The organism is Sphingomonas beigongshangi (assembly GCF_016820445.1).
GTDB lineage: Bacteria > Pseudomonadota > Alphaproteobacteria > Sphingomonadales > Sphingomonadaceae > Sphingomonas > Sphingomonas beigongshangi.
This window is the reverse complement of sequence record NZ_JADHDT010000002.1, coordinates 130,201-150,982: the sequence shown is the minus strand read 5'-3', so window position 1 is coordinate 150,982 and position 20,782 is coordinate 130,201. Positions and strand designations below refer to the sequence as shown.

The window sequence follows — 20,782 nt, the reverse complement described above, 5'->3', positions numbered from 1 at the left end:
ACCGGATCGACCGGCGTCTGGCAGGCGCAGGCCCCTAGCAAAGGCGATCGGGTTGCGCAACGCCCCTTTTGCGGCTGCGGCGAAAACAGGCGAAAAGACCGGCGCGGCGGACGATCGGCCGGCAGGGCGCGATCAGCGCCCGTCCTCGCCCGCGAAGCTTAACTCCAGCCGCTTCGAATTGGACGGCACGTCGAGCTTCGCCGAATTGAAGTCGATCGCGCCGCCAGGGGCGAGCGTGCGCTGCTGCGGCGTGATCGTCCAGCTGTAGACGATCCGCCCCTGCGCATCGCGCAGTTCGGCGCGCACGTCGGGTACGCGCTGTCGCTCGGCCGACGGATTGGTGATCTGTCCGCTCACGGCGAAGAGTTCCGACCCGTTCTCCAGCTCGCGCCGCTCGATCGGATTGTCCTTGATCTTGAGCGGCGATTCGGTGGCGACCGGCAGGCCCGCGCGCGACAGCAGGCCCGGTGCGCCGACCCACACGATCGCCGCGACGCCGGCCAGCATCAGCAGACCCGCGAGGATCGCGATGACCGTCCAGCGCTTCGACGGGTCGCGGCGCGGGCGGAAGGGCGGGCGGTGCGCGAAGGCGTCATAGGCGGGCGCGGTGACGATCGGATCCGGCTCGACGAAGGGCGGCGGAGGCGAGGGGGCGGCAGGCGACGGCGACACCCGATCCGGCTGGTCCGCGTCCGCGGGCGACGCAAGCGGGGCTGCGGCGAGCGGTTGGGCATCGGGGATGGGCGCCGGCGGCGGGTCCTGGAACCAGCTATGGCGGCAGTTCGCGCAGCGCACCGTACGCCCGTCGACGCCAATCGCGCTGTCGGGGACCAGGTAACGCGTTCGGCATTCGGGACATTCGAGGATCATGCGAGCAGCGCTTTACGGGAACCGGCGGCCGCCAGTGGCCACGAACGGTACGAATCTAAGCACGCGTCCGCCTGCCGTGGCAAGCTTGAAGCCGCACGCAGGTCATGCGAAGGCTGATGAAACCGGCAGGACGGCCTGCGACGGCACCTTTTGGAAGAAGCGGTCCCAGCCACGCGCATGGCGAATATCGTCCAGTTCGAGAATGTGGGCCTCCGCTATGGCACCGGGCCGGAGACGCTGTCCGACATCAGCTTCACGCTGGGCAGTGGCGCCTTCTATTTCCTGACCGGCGCCAGCGGCGCGGGCAAGACGTCGCTGCTCAAGCTGCTCTACCTGGCGCAGCGGCCGAGCCGCGGCATCATCAGGCTGTTCGGCGAGGACGCGGTGACGATGCCGCGCGGGCGCCTGCCCGGGTTCCGTCGGCGGATCGGCGTCGTGTTCCAGGATTTCCGGCTGGTGCCGCACCTGTCGGCCTGGGACAATATCGCGCTGCCGCTGCGGGTCGCCGGCATGCCGGAGGAAGACCTGGAGCAGCCTGTGCGCGAGATGCTCGCCTGGGTCGGTCTGGGCGAACGCGCGGGCGCCAAGCCTGCGACGCTGTCGGGCGGCGAACAGCAGCGCGTCGCGATCGCCCGCGCGGTGATCGGGCGGCCGGAAATCCTGGTCGCGGACGAGCCGACGGGCAATGTTGATCCGGACATGGCGGACCGGCTGATCCACCTGTTCGATTCGCTCAATCGTCTCGGCACGACCGTCGTCGTCGCCACGCACGATTTCCAGCTGCTCGCTCGCGTACCGGGCGCGCAGATGATGCGGCTGGACAAGGGACGGCTGCTCGATCCGACGGGAGCGCTGCGGTACCCGCCCCCGCCGCGGGGCGAATCGTGATCGCGTTCGGCACGCGCGGCGGAGAGACCCGGCGCGGCGGCGCGGATCGCCGCGTGCTCGACGAGGCGGGAACGCTGCGCGCGATGACCTGGGTCATGGCCATCATGCTGTTCCTGACCCTGCTCGCCGCGGCAGCGGGGCTCGGCACGCGCCAAGCGGCCACCGCGCTGGAGCGGCAGCTCGCCGGCCGGATGACCGTGCAGGTGGTGGAAGGCAGCCCGGCGAAGCGCGACACGATCGCCGCGCAAATGGTGGCCGCCCTGAAGGCGTTGCCGCAGGTCCGGCGCGTGATGCCGGTCGACCGGGCCGAGCTGACCCGCCTGCTGGCGCCCTGGCTGGGTGCTGCCGGCGCCGATGCGGATCTGCCGATGCCGGCGATGATCGACGTCGACCTCATCGCCGATGCAGACCCGGCGGCCGTCGTCGCGGCGGTCCGGCGGATCGACGCGGCCAGCCGCGTCGACCGGCATGCCAGCTGGATGTCGCCGGTCAGCGGCCTGATGGCGACGGTGACCTGGCTGGCGTTCGGCCTGGTCGCGCTGATGCTGTCGGCGACCGCGGCCGTGGTGGTGCTGGCGGCGCGCGCCGGGCTGGAGACGCATCGCGCGACGATCGAGATCATGCACATGCTCGGCAGCACCGACGTGCAGGTCGCGCGCCTGTTCCAGCGACGGATCGCGCGCGATGCCGCACTTGGCGCCATCGGCGGCGGCGTGCTGGCGATGGGCGTGCTCGCCCTGGTCGCGGCGCGCGTCGCCGCGGTCGGTTCCGACCTGCTGGGCAGCGCCACATTGGCGCCGGCAGACTGGACGATATTGCTGCTGCTCCCCGTCGCATTCGTCCTGCTGGCGACCCTGGCAGCGCGGATCGCCGTGCTCGCAGCCTTGCGGAAGACGTTGTGATCGTCCGCGCGCTCGGCGTCGTCGCACTCGGCTGGTGCCTGGGCTTCGCGGCCTTCATGCTGCTGCTGCCGCGGCCGCTGGAGGGCTATACGACCGACGCGATCGTCGTACCCACGGGTGGCGCAGGCCGGATCGATCGCGGCATCGCGCTGCTCAAGGCGCATCAGGCACACCGGATGCTCGTCACGGGTGTCGCGCCGGGCGTACGCCCCGTCGACCTGGCGCGGGAATACGACACGTCGCCCGCGCTGTTCGCCTGTTGCATCGACCTGGGCGCCGACGCGGTCGACACGCGGACCAACGCGGAAGAGACGAAGGCGTGGGTCGCCGCGCACGGCTATCGGACGATCCGTCTCGTGTCGTCCGACTGGCACGTGCCGCGCGCGAAGATGGAACTGGCCGCGGTGCTGGGGCCGAAGACGACGATCCTCGGCGACGGTGTGCCGAGCAGCCCCAGGATGGGAACGTTGATCAACGAATATAACAAGCTGCTCCTTCGGCGTGTGGCGCTATGGCTGGGTGTCGGCCTGTGAGCGGCTGGTTGCGCACCACGGCGTTCCGGATCGCCTTCTATGGCCTATCGGTGCCGATCGTGCTCGCCTCGCCGATAGCGGCGCTGTTCGGGCGCCGCGCCATGATCGCCCATGCGCATGGCTGGGCGCGGCTCCATCGCGGACTGACACGCCACCTGCTCGGCATCCACGTACGCGTCGAGGGCGTGGTGCCGGCCCGCGCGGTGCTCTACGCGGCGAAGCACGAGGCCATGTTCGAGACGCTGGAGCTCCAGCTGATCCTCGGCGGCCCCGCAATGGTGCTGAAGCGCGAGCTGGCGCGCATCCCGCTATGGGGTTGGGCGGCGCAGCGGTACGGCGCGATCGTCGCAGACCGGGCGGCGTCCGCCTCGGCGCTGCGCAGCATGATGCGCGACGCGCGCGCGCTGACCGCCGAGGGACGATCGATCCTGATCTATCCGGAAGGGACGCGCGTCGCGCCGGGCGCGCGGCCGCCGCTGCAATCGGGTTTCGCGGGCCTGTACCGCACGCTGGGCCTGCCCGTCGTACCCATCGCGCTGGATGCGGGACGCGTGTGGCCGCGGCATGGCGCGAAGCGATCGGGCATTGTGACGATCCTGATCGGCGCGCCCATCCCGCCCGGCCTGCCGCGCGCCGAGATCGAGGCGCAGGTCCATGCCGCGATCAACGTGCTGAACGACTGAGCGCGACGGCCCGCGTCGATCAGGTCGGCGCCAAGCTCAGTGCGCACGCCCGAAATCGGGGGCCGGGTCGTCCTGCCCCTGGTCGATGATCGCGCGGCGGATGGCGCGGGTGCGCGTGAACAGATCGAACAGGGCGTCGCCGTCGCCCCAGCGGATCGCGCGCTGCAGCATCGTGACGTCCTCCGTCAGCCGCTGGAGGATTTCGAGCACCGCCTCCCGGTTGTTCAGGAAGACGTCGCGCCACATCGTCGGGTCCGACGCGGCGATGCGGGTGAAATCGCGGAAACCGCCGGCGGAATAGGCGATCACCTCGCTTTGCGTCACCTGTTCAAGATCGGACGCGGTGCCGACGATCGCATAGGCGATGAGATGCGGCACGTGACTGGTGACGGCGAGGACGCGGTCGTGATGGTCGGCGGACATCTCCTCCACCCTCGCGCCCAGCGCCTCCCAGAAGGCGCGCACGCGGGCGGTGGCGATCGACGGCGTCGTCCCGTCGGGGGTCAGGATGCACCAGCGGCCGCGGAACAGGCTGGCGAACCCCGATTCGGGGCCACTGTGCTCGGTACCGGCGACGGGATGGCCGGGCACGACCGCGGCGTGCGGCAGCGCGGCGCGGATCGCCGCCGCGACGCTGGCCTTGGCACCGCCGACGTCGGTGACGATCGCCTCGGCGGGAAGATCGTCGGCGATCGCCGCCGCGGCGGCGCCGATCGCCCCGACCGGCACGCAAAGCACGACGAGCTCCGCATCGATCACCGCGGTGCCGGCGGTGTTGGCCACATCATCGCACAGGTCGATGCGGATCGCCGTTTCCCGCACCGACGGATCCGCGTCATAGCCCGTCACGCGCACGGTCGGGCTGTAGGCGCGCAGGGCCCGCGCGATCGACGAGCCGATCAGCCCCAGACCGATGACGGTGACCCGCGCGAACGGCACCATGGTTATGCCTTGCCAGCCTCGGTGCGCAGCACCTCGACCACCGCGCGCATGTCCTCCTCCGAACCGATCGTGATGCGCAGGGCGTCCGGAAGGCCCTGGCCGGGCAGCCAGCGCGTCGCATAGCCCGAAGCCATCAACGCCTGATAGGCCGTCTCGGCGCGCAGCGGCCCCGCGAAGGTCACCAGGACGAAATTCGCCTTGGACGGTACGGCGCGCAGGCCGGGAATGCTCTCGACCGCGTGCGCGAACCAGCCACGCCATTCACGATTGTGCTCGCGGCTGCGCGTCACGAAATCCGTGTCGGCGAGCGCCGCGATGGCGGCGCGCTGCGCGCCGATACCGAAGGAGAAGGGCGCGCGGATGCGATGCATCGCGTCGATAATGGCAGGGGCGGCATAGCCCCAGCCGATCCGCTCCGCGGCAAGGCCGAAGATCTTCGAGAAGGTCCGCGTGACGAGGACGTTCGGCTCGGTACGCGCCAGGTCGAGGCCGCCGTCGTCGTCCTCCGGCTCCAGATATTCGGTATAGGCCTGGTCGAGCACCAGCAGGATGTCCTTGCGCAGGCCCGCGTGCAGCCGCGCGATGTCCACCCTTGGCGTATAGGTGCCGGTCGGATTGTTGGGGTTGGCCACGAACACGACGCGCGTGCGGTCGGTCACCGCGGCCAGGATCGCGTCGACGTCGGTCGCATAGTCCGCGTCGGGCGCGATCACCGGCGTCGCGCCGACGCGACGGGTGGCGATCTCGTAGACCGCGAAGCCGTACCGGACGTGGATGATCTCGTCGCCGACCCCGGCGAAGGCGCCAGCCGCGAGGTGCAGCACCTCGTCCGAACCGGTACCATAGACGATCCGGTCCGCTTCGATGCCGTAATGCGCCGCGATCTTGGCGCGCAGTTCGACGGCGGCGGCGTCCGGGTAGCGTTCCAGCTCGGTCGCGGCGCTGCGATAGGCGTCGCGCGCGGACTCGGGCGTGCCGAGCGGATTTTCATTGGAGGACAGCTTGATGACGCGGCGCCCGTCGTCCGCGGTGGCGCGGCCGGGGACATAGGGGGCGATGCCGAGGATCCAGGGCTTGGGAGCAGGTGCGGTCATGGCCGCGTGCTCTAGGCGGGATTGCGGGGCAAGCCAATCCTCGCGGGGCGCTCGCAGCCGCGGCGCGACGCGTCTTGTATTGCCCCGCGCGCCGCCGTAGCGAACCGCGCATGTCTGACGATCAGCGCTTCGGGCTGTCCCGCCGTGCGACGCTGCCCGGGCCGCTGCGGCTCGACGGGGGCGCACTGCTGTCGCCCGTCGACATCGGCTACGAGACCTACGGCACGCTCGCGCCCGACGGCGGGAATGCGGTGCTCGTCTGCCACGCGCTGACCGGCGACCAGCATGTCGCCTCCGTCCACCCGCGCACCGGCAAGCCGGGCTGGTGGACGCGGATGATCGGCCCCGGCCGGCCGATCGATCCGTCGCGGGATTTCGTCATCTGCACCAACGTCATCGGCAGCTGCATGGGCTCGTCCGGCCCGGCGACGGACAATCCCGCGACCGGGCGGCCATGGGCGATGGGCTTCCCGGTCATCACGATCCGCGACATGGTGCGGGCGCAGGCGCTGCTGCTCGATCACCTCGGGGTCGTCACGCTAAAGGCGGTCGTCGGCGGCTCGATGGGCGGGATGCAGGCGCTCAGCTGGGCCGCGACCTTCCCCGATCGCGTGCGCGCCGCGGTGGTGATCGCCTCGACCGCCCGGCACTCGGCGCAGAACATTGCCTTCCACGAAGTGGGCCGGCAGGCGATCATGGCCGACCCCAAATGGAACGGCGGCGACTATTATAGCGGCGAACCGCCCGCGGCGGGCCTCGCCGTGGCACGGATGGCGGCGCATATCACCTACCTGTCCGAGGCGGGACTGACGGAGAAGTTCGGACGGCGGTTGCAGGCGCGCGACGCGAAGAGCTTCGGATTCGACGCGGATTTCCAGGTGGAAAGCTATCTGCGGCATCAGGGGCTCGCCTTCGTCGACCGCTTCGATGCGAACAGCTACCTCTACATCACGCGCGCGCTCGACTATTTCGACCTGGCGGAGGAGCACGGCGGACTGCTCGCCAACGCCTTTCGCCGCACGGCGACGCGGTTCTGCGTGATCAGCTTCGATACGGACTGGCTGTATCCGACGCTGGAATCGCGCAACATCGTGCAGGCGCTCAATGCCGCTGGCGCGGCGGTGAGCTTCGTCGAACTGTCCAGTCCCTATGGCCATGACGCCTTCCTGCTCGACGCGCCGGAGATGAACCGCGTCGTCGACGGCTTCTTGAGGGGCGGCCGCGCATGAGCCTGCGTCCCGATCTCGCGGTGATCGCCGGCCATGTCGCGCGCGGCACGCGGGTCCTGGACGTCGGGTGCGGCGACGGTGCGCTGATGGCGGCGCTGCGGGACGAACGCGGGTGCGACGCGCGGGGGCTGGAGATCGACGCCGGCAACGTCGCCGCAGCCGTGGCGCGCGGACTCTCGGTAATCCAGGGCGACGCCGACGTGGATCTCGCAGGCTATCCCGACGACAGCTTTGACTATGCGATCCTCAGCCAGACGCTGCAGACCGCCCGCGCGCCCGACGTGGTTCTCGACCATCTGTTGCGGATCGGGCGCCGTGCCTTCGTCAGCTTCCCCAATTTCGCGCAATGGCGGGTGCGGCTGTCGCTGCTGTGGGGAGGGCGGATGCCGGTGACGCGGCAGCTGCCGCAGCAATGGTACGATACCCCGAATATCCACCATCTGACGATCGACGATTTTCGCGCCTTTTTGCAGGATCGGGGCATAAGGGTGGAGGGCGCATGGTTCCTCTCGGGGGATCGGCAGCGCAGCTCGGCCGCCGCCAACCTGCTCGCCCAGCACGCCGTGTTCCTGCTGCAACGCGCGCCGGGGAATTGACCGACATTTCCGACCGGCCCGGAACAAAGCGCGCGTAGCGTGGTTTGGCCATGCCAAAGCCGGAAAGAGTGATGACCAAGACCGCCCTGATCGTCGAAGATGAGATTTTCGTCGCGCTCGATCTGGAGCGGATTCTGCTCGACGCCGGCTATCGTGTCGCGGCGATCGCGGCAGACAGCGAGAGCGCGATCGAGGCTGCGCCCGAATGCGGTTTCGCGTTCGTCGACGTCAACCTGCGCGACGGAGCCACTGGGCCGGAGATCGCACGCCGCATCGCGCAGGACTATGGCGTGAAGGTGGTGTTCGTCACCGCCAATCCCGCGCAGATCGACGGCGCGGCCGAATGCGCGCTAGGCTATATCCGCAAGCCGTTCAGCGAGGCGGCGATCCTTGCCGCGGCGGCGCTCGCGACGGACGATCACGAAGCGCACGACGCAGCCAACGACGACGTCGTGATGCTGAGATCTAGTGTGTGATCCAGCACCGCTGGATCGGCGCGGTGCCGATTCCACGCACGTTGATCAGACTCTAGCCACGGCTGAAGGACGGCAGCGGCACCGTCACAGTTGCTGACAGCCCGTCTTCGTTCCAGCGCCGCGCGACCGTCCCGCCAAGCTGGCGGACCGCCGACAGTTCGATCAGCTGGCTGCCGAAACCGTCCGACCGCTCCGGCGCCGCGACGGGCGGGCCGCCATGCTCGACCCATTCCAGCGTCACCTCGTCATCGGAACGCGCGATGGTGACGATCACCTCGCCGTCGTCCGCCGAGAGCGCGCCATATTTGCTCGCGTTGGTGGCGAGCTCGTGGAACAGCAGCGCAAGCGGCGTCGTGGATCGGTCGTCGATGACGATGTCGTCGCCCGCAATCCGGATCGGCAGGCGGTCGCCACGCCGGTAGGGCTCGAACAGCTCCCCCAGAAGGCCGTGCAGGCTGTCCTGCTGCACCGCGGCCCGCGCGCTCGTCGCGCTGTGCGGGCGGACGAAGTCATGGGCACGGCCGAGCGCGGTGATCCGTTCGCGAAGGTCCGCCGCGGTCGCGGCGAATTCCGGCTTGCCGCGGGCGGCGAAGGAGATGAGGCCGGAGACGACCGCGAAGATGTTCTTGATGCGGTGCGACAGCTCCTGGCTTACGATCTCCCGCTCTTCCAGCGCGAGTTTCTGCTCGTGGATGTCGGTGCAGGTACCGAACCAGCGCGTGATGCGCCCCTCCGCATCGCGGATCGGCAGCGCGCGCCCCAGCACCCAGCGGTAGGTGCCGTCGTGGTGGCGCAGGCGATATTCGATCTGATACGGCGCACCCGTCTCCAGGCTGTGCCGCCAGATCGTCCAGGCGCGGTCCTGGTCGTCGGGATGGAACATGTCGTTCCAGCCCTCGCCATCGGTCGACCCGGGCGGCGTGCCGGTGAATTCATACCAGCGCGCGTTGTAATAATCGTGATAGCCGTCGGGCAGCGTCGACCATACCATCTGCGGCATCGTGTCGGCGAGCGTGCGGAAGCGATCCTCGCTGTCGGTCAGCGCGCGTGCGGCGACGTCCGCTTCGTCACGCCGCTGCGTCGCATCGCGATGATCCGAGAGGCGCGCCATCACATTGGCGGCGAGCACCTCCAGCCCCTGCATCTGCAAGGGGGTGAGTCCGTCGCGGGGCTTGTCGTCGAGGACGCACAGCGCGCCCAGCGGTACGTCATTGTCTCCGCGCAGCGGCACGCCCGCGTAGAACCGGACGAAGGGCGCATCCGTGACGAGCGGGTTGGCGACGAACCGCAGATCGTCGTGCGTATCGGGTACGATCAGCGCGCGCTCGGTCCGGATCGTATGGTCGCAGAAGGAGATGGCGCGCGACGTCCCTTCCAGCGCCAGTCCCGTTCTGGCGAGGAAGAGCTGTTCCTGATCCTCGACCAGGGTGACCAATGCGATCGGCGCGTCGCACAGCGCCGCCGCGAAATCCGTGATCTGCTTGAGGGCGACGGATTCACGCAGCGCGCGCGGCTGGTAGCTGGCGAGCATCGCCAGGCGCGCGCGTTCGTCGATCCGCCAGCCGGGCGCCGTGGGCGCGGGAACCTCGTCCACGATCAGAACGGCACGTCATCGTCGAGATCGTCGGCGAACCCACCCGGCTGTCCGGCGCCGAAGCCGCCGCCGCCGCCACGGTTGCCGCCGGACTGGCCGCCGCCATAGCCGCCGCCGCGGCTTCCGCCGCCACCGCCACCACCGCCGCCATAGCCGCCCGACGAGCCGCCGCCGAAATCATCGCCGCCGCCCCATTCGTCGCCGCCGCTACGGCCGCCACCGCCCTGGCCGCCACCGGGTCCGTCGAGCATCGTCAGCACGGAGTTGAATCCCTGCAGCACGATCTCGGTGGAATATTTGTCGTTGCCCTGCTGATCCTGCCATTTGCGGGTCTGCAGCTGGCCCTCGATATAGACCTTGGAGCCCTTGCGCAGGAACCGCTCGGCGACGTTGGCGAGGCCCTCGTTGAAGATCGCGACCGAATGCCATTCGGTCTTTTCCTTGCGCTCGCCGGTGTTGCGGTCCTTCCACGATTCGGACGTCGCGATCCGCAGGTTCACAACCTTGCCGCCGTTCTGGAACGAACGCGACTCGGGGTCGCGCCCCAGGTTGCCGACGAGAATGACCTTGTTGACGCTGCCTGCCATGAGATCCTCTTAGAGGCCGGCAAACGTTGCCAGCCAGAATGTGATCCCCGCCATGACATAGGCCGCCGCAAAAAGGTAGCCGACCATGAACAGCGGCCATTTCCAGCCGTTGGTTTCACGGCGTGTCACCGCGATCGTCGAAATGCACTGCGGCGCGAAAACGAACCACATCAGAAAAGCAAGCGCGGTCGGCAGGCTCCAGCGGCCGCGGATCTGGTCGGTGATCCGGTCGGTGCCCTTCCCGTCGCTGTCGTCGATCGCATAGACGGTGCCGATCGCGGAGACCGCCACCTCGCGCGCCGCCATCGCCGGCAGCAGTGCAAGCGCGATGTCGCGGTTGAAGCCGATCGGCTTCACGACCTGCTCGATGCCGTGGCCGATCCGGCCGGCGATCGAATAGTCGACCGGGCTGATGCCGCTGCCGACCGGCGGCTTCGGGAACGAGAGCAGCAGCCACAGCACCATCGTCGTCGCGGCGATGGTCGTGCCCGCGCGCTTGAGGAACACGAGCGCGCGCTGCCACAGACCGAGCGCGATGTCGCCGAGGCGCGGCACCTGATATTTGGGCATCTCCATCATGAAGCCCGACGACGCGCCCTTGGTCACCGTCCGGCGCAGCACGAGCGCGGCGACATAGGCGCCGGCGATGCCGATGAGCAGCAGCCCGAACATGACGAGGCCCTGCAGCCGGACGAAGGGCAGCACCTGCGTGTCGGGGATCATCGCGCCGATGATCAGCGTGTAGACCGGCCAGCGCGCGCTGCACGTCATCAGCGGCGCGATCAGGATCGTGGTCAGCCGGTCCTTCTCGTCCTCGATGGTCCGCGTCGCCATGATTCCCGGCACCGCACAGGCGAAGCTGGAGAGGAGCGGGATGAAGGCGCGACCCGACAGGCCCACGGTCGCCATCAGCCGGTCCATCTGAAAGGCCGCCCGCACCATGTAGCCCGACGATTCGAGCACGAGGATGAACAGGAACAGGATCAGGATCTGCGGCAGGAACACGACGACCGCGCCGACGCCCGCGATCAGGCCGTCCGCGAGCAGCGAGCGCAGGAAGCCGTCGGGCAGGTGCGCGGCGACCAGCCCCTGCAGCCCGGCGAAGCCGGCGTCGATCGCATCGGCCGGGATCTTGGCCCAGGTGAAGACCGCCTGGAACATGACGAAGAGGATCGTCGCCAGCAGCAGCGGACCGCCGATGGGGTGCAAGGCGACCGCGTCGAGCAGATGCATCCAGCGCCGGCCGCTCGTCTCCGCCACCGTCGCCGCGGTGGCGATGCGCCGGGCGCGGCGCTGCAGCGTGACGATGTCGTCCTGCACGCTGCCGTCGGAGGGTCGAAGCGGCACGACGCCTGTCACCGGCACGACGGCGCGGGCGAGCGCCTCGCGCAAATCCTCAAGCCCGCGTCGGCGCACCGCCACGGTGGGGATGACCGGCACGCCCAGTTCGCGCTCGAGCACCGCCGCATCGAGCGTCAGGCCGTCGCGTTCCGCGAGGTCGATCATGTTGAGCGCGACGACCACCGGCAGGCCGAGCGCGATCAGCTGGAGTGTGAAGCGCAGATGATTGTCGAGATTGGCGGCGTCGACGACGACGATCAGCGCATCGGGGAGCCGCTCCAGCCCGCTCTTGCCGGTGACCACGTCGCGCGTGACCCGTTCGTCTGGGCTCGACGGGTCGAGGCTGTAGGCGCCGGGCAGGTCGATCAATTCGACCGGGCGGCCGTCCGCGAGGGCGAGTCGGCCCGAATGGCGCTCCACCGTCACGCCGGGATAATTGCCGACCTTCTGCCGCGCGCCGGTCAGGGCGTTGAAAAGCGCGCTCTTGCCGGCATTGGGGTTGCCGACCAGCGCGACCAGCGGCGGATGTTCCATCGCGGGGTGAGGCTTATTCGGCAGGTAGCGGGATCGTCACCTGGATCGCGGCGGCGACCGCACGGCGCAGCGCCACCGTCATCCGGCCGATGCGGCAGGCGATCGGCCCGCCGCCCAGGCGCGCCCGGTGCAGCACCTCCACCGGCACGCCCTCGTCAAAGCCGAGTTCGCGCAGGCGGCGCGCTTCCGGCGGCGAAAGACGGGTCCAGTCGATCGCATCGACCGTGGCGGCGTGATGGCGCGGCAGCGTCTCGAGGTTCAGCTTTGACAACACCAGGCCTGTATAAGCACAATGAGATTGATTATCAATTACCGTCCGTCGCATCGTACCCGTCCGTGCGGGACGGGGCGCCCGGGATCATACGACCGGATACCGCAGCCGTCCGATGAAGCGGGACAGGCTGGGGCGATGGTCGGCGCGACGGATCATGCCCGCCTTCGCTTTTTCGAACCGCATGATCCCCTCGATCCGCCGGCCGAGGAACGCGCGCGTATCGGCGAAGCCGTCGCTCTCGTCGTCGAGAAACACCGTCACCGTCGCGGCATAGACGCCGAGCAGGATCGTCCGCTTGGTATAGTGATTGTAGTCGGTGGCCGTGTCGCCCGCCTGGCGCCATATAGCGTCGACGCTGCGCCAGCCGAGTCGGGCTGCGCGCGCGACGTTCTGCGGCATCGCGAGGATCGCGAGCGCGCGGCGCAGCGCCTCGCGGTCCTGCGCCATGGTGGTCAGGCGCGCGGTGACGAGTTCGCTGATCCGGGCGCGGATCGGCATCGCCTTCAGCGATTCCGGCGGCAGGGCGCGCGTCATTTCCGCGTCGACATGCGCAAACCAGGCGTCGATCATGCCGACCGCGCCGTCCCGGAACGCGAGTCGCGCGATGTCGCGGTCGATGCCCGCCGCGTCCGCCGCCATGTCGCGCGCGGCATCGCCCCAGCCATCGAACGCCGCATTGGCGGCGATGCCCGGCGCGAGCGCCAAGCGGATTTCGTCGAGCGTCAGATCCTCGGTCATGCCAGTTCCTCCTGCGCCTCCGGCGCGCGCGGCGCAACCTCGCCCCGGCGGACGAGCACCAGTGCCGTCGCCACCAACGCGACGCCGATCCAGTCGGCTCCGTGCAGCCGCTCGCCATAGGCGATCCAGCCGACGGTGCCGGCGACGATCGGCTGGATCAACAGTGCGATGCCGACGACGAGCGGCGACAATTGGCCGATCGCGAAGATCATCAGTCCCTGGCCGATCACCTGACTGACCAGGGCGAGGCCGATCAGCGGGGTCCAGGCGTGCGGCATGATCGCCTCGCCGAGCACGGCGGCATAGATGAAGAGCGGCAGCACGCTGGCCGTGGAGGCGAGGGCGAGCGCGGGGAGCGACGCCATGGTTTCGCGGATGCGCGCCATCAGCGCGATATAGATCGTGTAGAGCAGGCCTGCGAGGATGCAGAGCAGGTCGCCGGCCAGATTGCGCGGATCGAGCTGGTACGAGCGGCCGAGCAGCAGGGCGGCGCCGGCGGCGGCGAGCGCGAGCGCGAAGGCCTGCCCGCGCGTCGGCCAGGCGCGCGCGACGAGGAAGCCGTACAGCGGATAGACGAGGATCGCGCAATTGCCGAACAGGGTCGCATTGGCGAGCGTCGTGCGGACGATGCCGAGGTGCCAGCTGCCGAGGTCGCCGGCGAATCCGATCCCGGCGATGACGAGCAAGGCGACCAGGCCGCGCGGCAGCCGCATCGGCCGCGCGCCGCCCGCGAGCGCGAGCATCGCGAGGAACGGCACCGCCAGCGTGATCCGCCAGAAGGCCGCCGCGACGGGGCCGACGTCGGCGAGCCGGACGAACCACGGACCGAAGGCGAGCATCACGTTCGCCATGACGAGCGCGGCGAAGGCGAGCGGATGCGCGACCGGGCTCGCCGCTGGCACGACCGTCCCGCCGTCGGTACGAGACGACAATGCGGACCCGCTTCCCCTGATCTGCGTTACCCTGCCAACAGTTTTTCTTTGCCACCGATCCTGATGCATGCCCCGCTGTAGCGTCCTATCTGCCGTGCGTCAGGCAACAAAAGGGAATGTCCGATGCCAACGCTCTTCGATCCGATCCAACTGGGCGATATCGCCGCTGCCAATCGCGTCGTCATGGCGCCGCTGACCCGCGGCCGTGCGACCGACGATCACGTGCCGACCGAAGTCATGATCGACTATTACCGTCAGCGCGCGGGCGCGGGGCTGATCATCACCGAGGGAACGGGCGTCAGCCGGCTTGGCCTCGGCTGGCCCAATGCGCCGGGCCTCTGGACCGACGCGCAGGTCGAGGCGTGGAAGCCGGTGACCGAGGCGGTGCACCAGGCGGGCGGCAAGATCGTCGCGCAGATCTGGCACATGGGCCGGTTGGCGCGCCCGGACGTGACCGGCCAGCAGCCGCTGTCGTCGTCCGCGACGCGCGCGCCCTATCACAAGCCCGAGAATCCCTATGCCGAGGCGAAGGCGGCGACGCTCGACGACATCCGCCGCGCGCAGGACGAATATGCCGATGCCGCCCGTGCCGCGATTCGCGCCGGTTTCGACGGCGTGCAGCTGCATGGCGCGAATGGCTATCTGATCGACCAGTTCCTGCGCGACGGGACCAACCAGCGCGACGACGATTACGGCGGCAGCCCCGAAAACCGCATCCGCTTCATGCAGGAGGCCGTGGCGCGCGTCATCGACGCGATCGGCGCCGGCCGCACCGGCATCCGTCTGTCGCCCAACGGCGAGACGCAGGGCGCGGACGACAGCGATCCCGCCAGCGTCTTCATCCCCGCGGCGAAGGCGCTCGACGCGCTCGGCATCGCCTTCCTCGAACTGCGCGAGCAGGGTCCCGACGGCACGTTCGGCAAGACCGACGTGCCCAAGCTGAGCCCGCAGATCCGCAAGGTGTTCGGCGGCCCGCTCATCCTCAACCAGGATTACGAGAAGGACAGCGCGCAGGCGGATCTCGACTCGGACGTCGCGGACGCGATCGCCTTCGGTCGCAAGTTCATCGCCAACCCGGATCTGGTCGAGCGCCTGCGCCGGGACGCGCCGTTGAACCAGGACGATCCGAAGACCTGGTATACAAAGGGGCCGGAGGGGTACACCGACTATCCGGCGCTCGAGACCGAAGCGGCGTGACGCAGTCTCCCCTTCCGCGCGCGGAAGGGGGGATCAGCTTGCCTGGCGGACGCGATCGTCCAGCCAGGCGGTGACGGGGCGGCGGATCGCCGCACGCGCCTTGTCCTGGGCCAGCACCGGCAGGATCAGCAGGATCGCCGGCCAGAAGACGGCCGTGACGATCAGGGCGGTCGCCGCAAGCACGGTGGCCGCCGCCGCGATCGCCGCGATCCGCGCGCTTGCCGGGTCGAGCCGCACCATCCTCGGGCCGTGGTCGTCATAGAGCCGGTGCGTGGTCAGTTTGCTCGACCCGTCGAAGCTGATCTTGCGGAGCCCGGTCAGGGACGTCTTCGTAACAGGGGCCGAACCGCGCGAGGCGGGCGGTTTGGCTCGCCTGCGCTCATCCACGCCCGCGCGCAGGTCGATGACCTCCAGCCGCCGGCCGCGCTCCACGACCTTCCAGCGGGAGGGCGGCGGCGTCATCATGCGCGGCGCCGCGCCCGCCAGTCTGCCGCATCCTGCCCCCAGGCGTCGACGCGATACGCCTCGAGCGGAGGCGGCAGCGTCACCGGGCCGCCGTTGGTCGACCCCAGCCGCTTGGCCAGCGCGATCGAGCTGTGGTTGTCGGGATCGATCGTGTGGATGATCCGCGTCCACCCGAGCACGTCGACGGCATAATCCATCGCCGCGCAGGCGGCCTCATGCGCATAGCCGCGGCCGGCGAAGCGGCCGAGGATGCCCCAGCCGATCTCGGTGCCCGGCCAGCCTTCGGGCTGGTGCGGACCGACGCGGCCGACCCAGGCGCCGCTGTCGCGCTCGATGACCGAGAACATCGAGAAGCCGCGCACCATCCAGGCACCGGCCATGGTACACAGGTGGCGCCACGCCACCTCGCGCGGCTGGACGCCGCCCAGAAAGCGCATGGTCTCCGGTTCGCCGTAGAAGGCGACATAGCCCTCAAGATCCTCGCCGTTCAGCGGCCGCAGCATCAGCCGCGGCGTGAAGAGGACAGGGCCGAGCATCGTCAGCCGAGCCGGTGCTTCAGTGCGAGCATCGCCAGCGCCGCCTCCGCCGCGCCGCCGCCCTTGTCGAGCTGCGCCGGATCGGCGCGGCGGATCGCCTGCTCCTCGTTCTCGGTGGTCAGGATGCCGTTGCCGATCGGCAGCCCGTCCATCGTCAGGGCCATGATGCCGCGCGCGCTCTCATTCGAGACGATTTCGAAATGATAGGTTTCGCCGCGGATGACGACGCCGAGCGCGACATAGGCGTCATATTGCCCGGTCTCCGCCGCCATCGCGAGCGCGCCGGGTACCTCGAGCGCGCCGGGAACGGTGACGGTGGCGTGGCTGTGTCCCGCCGCCTCGATCGCCGCGCGGGCGCCGGCAAGCAGCATGTCGTTCAGATGGTCGTAGAAGCGCGCTTCCACGATGAGCACATGGGCCATGAGGATTCCTTCGGTCAGTCGATCGGCCGTTCGCCGACGATCGACAGGCCATAGCCGTCGAGCCCGACGAGCGTGTGATGCGTGTTGGTCAGCAGCACCATCTCCTCGACCCCGAGCTCGGTCAGGATCATCGCGCCGACCCCGTAATCACGCAGTTCGTCCATCTCGGCCGGCGCAAGCGTTCCCGCCTTCGCCTGCAGCGCGACGGTGAACTGGTCGGGCCGGGGGCGGTTGATGACGACGACGACGCCGGCACCTTCCTCGCCGATGATCTCCATCGATCGGCGCAGCAGCTCGGCGCGACCGCCGCGCTCGCCGAAGATGTCGGCGAAGGGCGACAGGGCGTGCATGCGCACCAGCGTCGGCCTGGCAGGATCGACCTTGCCCTTCACCAGCGCGATCTGCTCGGAGCCGGTCGCCTTGTTCCAGAAGGTCATCGCGGTCCACTCGCCGCCCCAGTCGCTGACGAACCGGGCCTCGGCGCGCTTCTCCACCAGATGATCGTGGCGGCGACGATAGGCGATCAGGTCGCGGATCGTGCCGATCTTCAGGTTGTGGCGCTGCGCGAACGCGACCAGGTCGTCGAGCCGCGCCATGGTCCCGTCCTCGTTCATGATCTCGCAGATCACGCCCGACGGATTGAGGCCGGCGAGGCGCGAGACGTCGACCGCCGCCTCCGTATGACCAGTGCGGACGAGGACGCCGCCGTCGCGCGCGACGAGCGGAAAGACGTGTCCGGGCGTCACGATCTCGTCGCGGCCCTTGGACGCGTCGATCGCGACGGCGATCGTGCGTGCGCGATCCGCGGCGGAGATCCCCGTCGTCACGCCGTCACGCGCCTCGATCGAGGTGGTGAAGGCGGTCTCGTAGCGCGTGCCGTTGTTGCGGCTCATCAGCGACAGGCCGAGTTCCTCGACGCGCCGCTTGGTCAGCGCAAGGCAGACGAGGCCGCGGCCGTGCGTCGCCATGAAATTGATCTTCTCCGGCGTCGCCATCTGCGCCGGGATGACGAGATCGCCCTCGTTCTCGCGGTCCTCGTCGTCGACCAGGATGAACATCCGGCCATTTCGGGCCTCGTCGATGATCTCCTCCGGCGAGGAGAGGAAGGCGTGGCGCAGCGACGCCACCTTAGCGGGACTGGCCACGGTAATGCTCCATGCGTTGCAGATAGCGGGCGAGAACGTCGATCTCGATGTTGACGCGCTGGCCCGCCGCCAGCGTGCCGAGCGTCGTCACCGCCTGGGTGTGCGGGATCACGTTGACCGCGAAATGCGTCGAGTCGCCCTTGTCCTCCACCGCATTGACGGTGAGGGAGACGCCGTCGACGGTGATCGATCCCTTGGTGGCGATGAACGGCGCAAGGTCGGCGGGCACCGCGAAGCCGATGCGATGCGAATCGCCGTCCGGGCAGATGCCCATCACGGTCGCGACACCGTCGACATGGCCGGTGACGATATGGCCGCCGAGTTCGTCGCCCAGCTTCATCGCGCGTTCGAGGTTGAGGCGCCGACCCTCCTGCCACTGATCGGCCGTGCGCGCGATCGTTTCTCCGGAGACGTCGACCGCGAACCAGCCTTTGCCGTCGGGGCCGGGGCCCTTGTCGACGACGGTCAGGCAGACGCCGGAACAGGCGATGGACGCGCCGAGGTCGATCCCCGCCGTGTCATAGGACGTGGAGATGCGGAAACGGGCGTCGCCGCGGTGCTCTACCGCCTCGATCGTTCCGATGTCGCTGACTATGCCGGTGAACATGGGATGCGCTCGTAGACCTCGAGCCGATCGCTGCCAAGCGCGCGTGCATCCTGGCATCGCCAGCGGCCGTGTGCCCCTGCCAGGTCGGCAAGACCGATGTCGCCGATCGCCGGCAGCCCGGCGCCGATGACGATCGGCGCGCGATACAGGAGCAGACGGTCGACGAGGTCCGCCGCGAGAAAGGCGGCCGCGGTGGCCGCACCGCCTTCGACCAGAAGATGATCGCCCGGAAGGTCGGCTATCGCGGCCGGATCGGCGATGACGATGGGGCCGGGTTCGTCCTCCGCTGCGTCGAAGGCGAGATGCGGCGAAGCCGTCACCGATCGGGCGCGCGACGTGAGGACCACCCGCCGGGGGCTGTGTCGCTCCAGCCCGGGCAACCGCACGTCGAGGACCGGCCGATCGACCTGCCAGGTGCCGCGACCGACGAGGATCGTCTCATGCCGGCTGCGTTCGAGATGCGCGTGCGCGCGCGCCGCCGACCCCGTGATCCAGCGGCTGGTGCCGTCCGGCAGCGCGATCCGCCCGTCGAGCGATGTGGCGAGCTTGAGCGTCACATACGGACGGCCGAGCCTGCGGCGCGTCAGGAACCCCGCCATGCTGCGTGCCGCCTCGTCTGCGCCGATCCCATGTTCGACCGCAATGCCGGCCTCGGACAACAGGGCGAAACCGGCGCCGTCCGTGCGCGGATCCGGGTCTCGCAGCGCGGCGACGACTCGCGCCACCTCCGCCGCGACGAGCAGCGCCGCGCAGGCGGGGCCGCGGTGGCTGGCATGCGCGCAAGGTTCCAGCGTGACGAAGGCCGTGGCGCCACGGGCGTGGTCGCCGGCCTGGGCAAGTGCCATCGCCTCGGCATGGGGACGGCCGCCCGGCTGCGTCCAGCCACGCCCGACGACCCGGCCGCCACGCACCAGGACACAGCCGACATTGGGATTGGGCGCCGTCGACCCGCGAGTCCGCTCGGCCAGCGCGAGCGCGGCCGCCATCCAACGCGAATCGCCTTGGGCGGTCGTGGTTTCGCCAGCCCTTACAGCCCCCATTTGTTCATGGCGTCATCCGCCTTCTTGAACTGCGCGCGCATCTTGTCGACGCGGGCATTGTATTCGTCGATGCGCTTGTCCTGCGCGACCTTGTCGATCGCCTGCTGGGCGCGGATCTGCGCGTCGGTGCGATCGGCAGTCCACTGCTGGACATAGATGATCTGCGGCGGCTTGGGCGGGATGTCGTAATCGTTGCGCGCGAAGGCGTAGACGAAGAATCCGGTGATCGCGACCGCTGCGGCGAGGAAGCCGAGCTCGTGACGCTCGCGGCCGGCCAGGAAAAGGCGCAGGTCCTTGTAGGCACGAACCGGCGAAAAGCGGCTGAAGAACTGCATGACACCAAGATAGGAGGACCGGCGCGCCGCGACCAGCCCTCCCGCGTCGGGTCAGGATTCCTCGAGGACGAAGCGCAACGTCATCGTCCGCCACGCCTCTTCGGGCACGCCGCCGCGCGTCGCCGGCCGGAACCGCCAGCGCGACAGCGCCTGCGTCCGGGCCGCGTTCCAGAATGCGTCGCTCGTCGCGTCGACGCGTTCGATCAGCTTGACGCGGCCATCAACGCCGATCAGCACGCGCACCGTCACGCGGCCCTCGCGCCCGGCGCGTCGTTCCGCAGCGGGATAGGGCGGCTGGAGCGCATCGGCGTAGCGCGGATCGACACTCGGCGCGATCAGCGGCGGCAGCGGCGTCGCGGTCGGGCCGGGATCGGGCTTCGCGACGGTGTCAGTGCCGATCCGGTCGGTGAACGGCTGCGGCACGACCGGCGGTTCGACGACGGTCATAACGGGGTCGGTAATCGTCTGCACGATTTGCTTGGGCGCGACGATCGTCTCGTCCGGTACGCGCGCCCGGACATCGTGCGGCTTGGGATTCGATTCGGGTGGCGGCGGTGGTGGGTCGGTCGGTACGGTGAAGATATCGATCGGCTCGCCCTTCGGCGGCGCGGGCATGACGTGCGGGGCGGCGAATATCAGCGCGGCGACGAGGCCGGCATTGATCGCGACGGCGGCGGTGAGTCCCGAGGGACTGAAGCGGGTCGGCTTGGCGTAGCGGTCGGCGTACATGGAACCCTCTCCTCAATAGACAATGATAAGCGTCATCCAATCTCCTGCAGGAAATGAAATGTTACATCATCACGCTTTGGGGTCAAGCGGCGT

Annotated in this window: 25 protein-coding genes; 8 read left to right on the top strand and 17 right to left on the bottom strand. The window is 69.3% G+C overall.

Going from position 1 to position 20,782, the window contains the following annotated elements; translation table 11 throughout:
* Positions 1–132: 132 nt before the first annotated feature.
* Complete coding sequence (locus IQ292_RS03890; protein ID WP_203309010.1) at positions 133–870, bottom strand: MJ0042-type zinc finger domain-containing protein; 738 nt, start codon at positions 868–870, stop codon at positions 133–135.
* A gap of 177 nt (positions 871–1,047) precedes the next feature.
* Between IQ292_RS03890 and ftsE the strand changes: the two genes are divergently transcribed.
* From ftsE to IQ292_RS03870, 4 genes are read left to right on the top strand one after another with little or no spacing between them, the layout of a single operon-like run.
* Complete coding sequence (gene ftsE / locus IQ292_RS03885) at positions 1,048–1,758, top strand: cell division ATP-binding protein FtsE (protein WP_203309009.1); 711 nt, start codon at positions 1,048–1,050, stop codon at positions 1,756–1,758.
* On the top strand, positions 1,755–2,660 hold the full coding sequence (locus IQ292_RS03880) for a cell division protein FtsX (protein ID WP_338057580.1): 906 nt from the start codon (positions 1,755–1,757) through the stop codon (positions 2,658–2,660). The genes ftsE and IQ292_RS03880 overlap by 4 nt, the downstream gene beginning before the upstream one ends.
* A complete protein-coding gene (locus tag IQ292_RS03875; RefSeq protein WP_203309008.1) occupies positions 2,657–3,193 on the top strand; it encodes a YdcF family protein in 537 nt (178 codons plus the stop codon). The genes IQ292_RS03880 and IQ292_RS03875 overlap by 4 nt, the downstream gene beginning before the upstream one ends.
* Entirely contained in the window at positions 3,190–3,876 is a 687-nt protein-coding gene (locus IQ292_RS03870; protein WP_338057579.1) for a lysophospholipid acyltransferase family protein, read from the top strand. The genes IQ292_RS03875 and IQ292_RS03870 overlap by 4 nt, the downstream gene beginning before the upstream one ends.
* 36 nt (positions 3,877–3,912) lie before the next feature.
* On the opposite strand, the gene IQ292_RS03865 is transcribed toward IQ292_RS03870, so the two are convergent.
* Together IQ292_RS03865 and hisC are read right to left on the bottom strand one after the other, a co-directional pair.
* Positions 3,913–4,818 (bottom strand): prephenate/arogenate dehydrogenase family protein, encoded by a 906-nt coding sequence (locus tag IQ292_RS03865; protein WP_203309006.1) that lies wholly within the window; start codon positions 4,816–4,818, stop codon positions 3,913–3,915.
* A 2-nt stretch (positions 4,819–4,820) separates the two neighbouring features.
* The gene (gene hisC / locus IQ292_RS03860; protein WP_203309005.1) at positions 4,821–5,912 is read right to left on the bottom strand and encodes a histidinol-phosphate transaminase; all 1,092 of its coding nucleotides are present in this window, start codon (positions 5,910–5,912) and stop codon (positions 4,821–4,823) included.
* Positions 5,913–6,022: 110 nt separating this feature from the next.
* Here hisC and metX point away from each other — a divergent pair, with 110 nt between their 5' ends.
* The 3 genes from metX to IQ292_RS03845 all read left to right on the top strand — a co-directional run bounded on the left by metX (position 6,023) and on the right by IQ292_RS03845 (position 8,213).
* Entirely contained in the window at positions 6,023–7,141 is a 1,119-nt protein-coding gene (gene metX, locus IQ292_RS03855; protein ID WP_203309004.1) for a homoserine O-acetyltransferase MetX, read from the top strand.
* The gene (metW, locus tag IQ292_RS03850; RefSeq protein WP_203309003.1) at positions 7,138–7,737 is read left to right on the top strand and encodes a methionine biosynthesis protein MetW; all 600 of its coding nucleotides are present in this window, start codon (positions 7,138–7,140) and stop codon (positions 7,735–7,737) included. The genes metX and metW overlap by 4 nt, the downstream gene beginning before the upstream one ends.
* A 71-nt stretch (positions 7,738–7,808) precedes the next feature.
* Positions 7,809–8,213, top strand: coding sequence for a response regulator (locus tag IQ292_RS03845; RefSeq protein WP_203309002.1), 405 nt, complete (start codon positions 7,809–7,811; stop codon positions 8,211–8,213).
* Between the two features lie 52 nt (positions 8,214–8,265).
* Here IQ292_RS03845 and IQ292_RS03840 read toward each other — a convergent pair whose 3' ends face one another.
* The 6 genes from IQ292_RS03840 to IQ292_RS03815 all read right to left on the bottom strand — a co-directional run bounded on the left by IQ292_RS03840 (position 8,266) and on the right by IQ292_RS03815 (position 14,132).
* Positions 8,266–9,744 carry a sensor histidine kinase gene (locus tag IQ292_RS03840; protein WP_203309342.1) on the bottom strand — a complete coding sequence of 493 codons (1,479 nt, stop codon included), beginning with the start codon at positions 9,742–9,744 and terminating at the stop codon, positions 8,266–8,268.
* Positions 9,745–9,809: 65 nt separating this feature from the next.
* Positions 9,810–10,394 (bottom strand): single-stranded DNA-binding protein, encoded by a 585-nt coding sequence (gene ssb, locus IQ292_RS03835; protein ID WP_203309001.1) that lies wholly within the window; start codon positions 10,392–10,394, stop codon positions 9,810–9,812.
* Positions 10,395–10,403: 9 nt separating this feature from the next.
* Positions 10,404–12,269 carry a ferrous iron transporter B gene (gene feoB, locus IQ292_RS03830; RefSeq protein WP_203309000.1) on the bottom strand — a complete coding sequence of 622 codons (1,866 nt, stop codon included), beginning with the start codon at positions 12,267–12,269 and terminating at the stop codon, positions 10,404–10,406.
* 13 nt (positions 12,270–12,282) lie between these two features.
* The gene (locus IQ292_RS03825) at positions 12,283–12,543 is read right to left on the bottom strand and encodes a FeoA family protein (RefSeq protein WP_374758622.1); all 261 of its coding nucleotides are present in this window, start codon (positions 12,541–12,543) and stop codon (positions 12,283–12,285) included.
* An 84-nt stretch (positions 12,544–12,627) separates the two neighbouring features.
* Positions 12,628–13,281, bottom strand: a complete 654-nt coding sequence (locus tag IQ292_RS03820) for a COQ9 family protein (protein ID WP_203308998.1) — start codon at positions 13,279–13,281, stop codon at positions 12,628–12,630.
* Positions 13,278–14,132, bottom strand: a complete 855-nt coding sequence (locus IQ292_RS03815) for a DMT family transporter (RefSeq protein WP_238940820.1) — start codon at positions 14,130–14,132, stop codon at positions 13,278–13,280. The genes IQ292_RS03820 and IQ292_RS03815 overlap by 4 nt, the downstream gene beginning before the upstream one ends.
* A 204-nt stretch (positions 14,133–14,336) precedes the next feature.
* Here IQ292_RS03815 and IQ292_RS03810 point away from each other — a divergent pair, with 204 nt between their 5' ends.
* On the top strand, positions 14,337–15,410 hold the full coding sequence (locus IQ292_RS03810; RefSeq protein ID WP_203308996.1) for an alkene reductase: 1,074 nt from the start codon (positions 14,337–14,339) through the stop codon (positions 15,408–15,410).
* 33 nt (positions 15,411–15,443) lie between these two features.
* Here IQ292_RS03810 and IQ292_RS03805 read toward each other — a convergent pair whose 3' ends face one another.
* Genes IQ292_RS03805 through IQ292_RS03770 form a run of 8 tightly spaced genes read right to left on the bottom strand, consistent with a single transcriptional unit; the run spans position 15,444 to position 20,689 of the window.
* Positions 15,444–15,875, bottom strand: coding sequence for a hypothetical protein (locus IQ292_RS03805; RefSeq protein ID WP_203308995.1), 432 nt, complete (start codon positions 15,873–15,875; stop codon positions 15,444–15,446).
* Positions 15,872–16,411: a GNAT family N-acetyltransferase gene (locus IQ292_RS03800; RefSeq protein ID WP_203308994.1), complete on the bottom strand. Its 540-nt coding sequence runs from the start codon at positions 16,409–16,411 to the stop codon at positions 15,872–15,874. Before IQ292_RS03800 ends, IQ292_RS03805 begins: the two co-directional genes overlap by 4 nt.
* Positions 16,412–16,413: 2 nt before the next feature.
* Positions 16,414–16,833, bottom strand: a complete 420-nt coding sequence (gene ribH / locus IQ292_RS03795) for a 6,7-dimethyl-8-ribityllumazine synthase (protein WP_203308993.1) — start codon at positions 16,831–16,833, stop codon at positions 16,414–16,416.
* A 14-nt stretch (positions 16,834–16,847) separates the two neighbouring features.
* The gene (gene ribB, locus IQ292_RS03790) at positions 16,848–17,978 is read right to left on the bottom strand and encodes a 3,4-dihydroxy-2-butanone-4-phosphate synthase (protein WP_203308992.1); all 1,131 of its coding nucleotides are present in this window, start codon (positions 17,976–17,978) and stop codon (positions 16,848–16,850) included.
* A complete protein-coding gene (locus tag IQ292_RS03785; protein ID WP_203308991.1) occupies positions 17,962–18,585 on the bottom strand; it encodes a riboflavin synthase in 624 nt (207 codons plus the stop codon). Before IQ292_RS03785 ends, ribB begins: the two co-directional genes overlap by 17 nt.
* Positions 18,570–19,571, bottom strand: coding sequence for a bifunctional diaminohydroxyphosphoribosylaminopyrimidine deaminase/5-amino-6-(5-phosphoribosylamino)uracil reductase RibD (gene ribD / locus IQ292_RS03780; protein WP_203308990.1), 1,002 nt, complete (start codon positions 19,569–19,571; stop codon positions 18,570–18,572). The genes IQ292_RS03785 and ribD overlap by 16 nt, the downstream gene beginning before the upstream one ends.
* 41 nt (positions 19,572–19,612) lie before the next feature.
* On the bottom strand, positions 19,613–19,960 hold the full coding sequence (locus IQ292_RS03775; protein WP_203308989.1) for a hypothetical protein: 348 nt from the start codon (positions 19,958–19,960) through the stop codon (positions 19,613–19,615).
* 51 nt (positions 19,961–20,011) lie between these two features.
* Positions 20,012–20,689: an energy transducer TonB gene (locus tag IQ292_RS03770; RefSeq protein WP_203308988.1), complete on the bottom strand. Its 678-nt coding sequence runs from the start codon at positions 20,687–20,689 to the stop codon at positions 20,012–20,014.
* Positions 20,690–20,782: the final 93 nt, after the last annotated feature.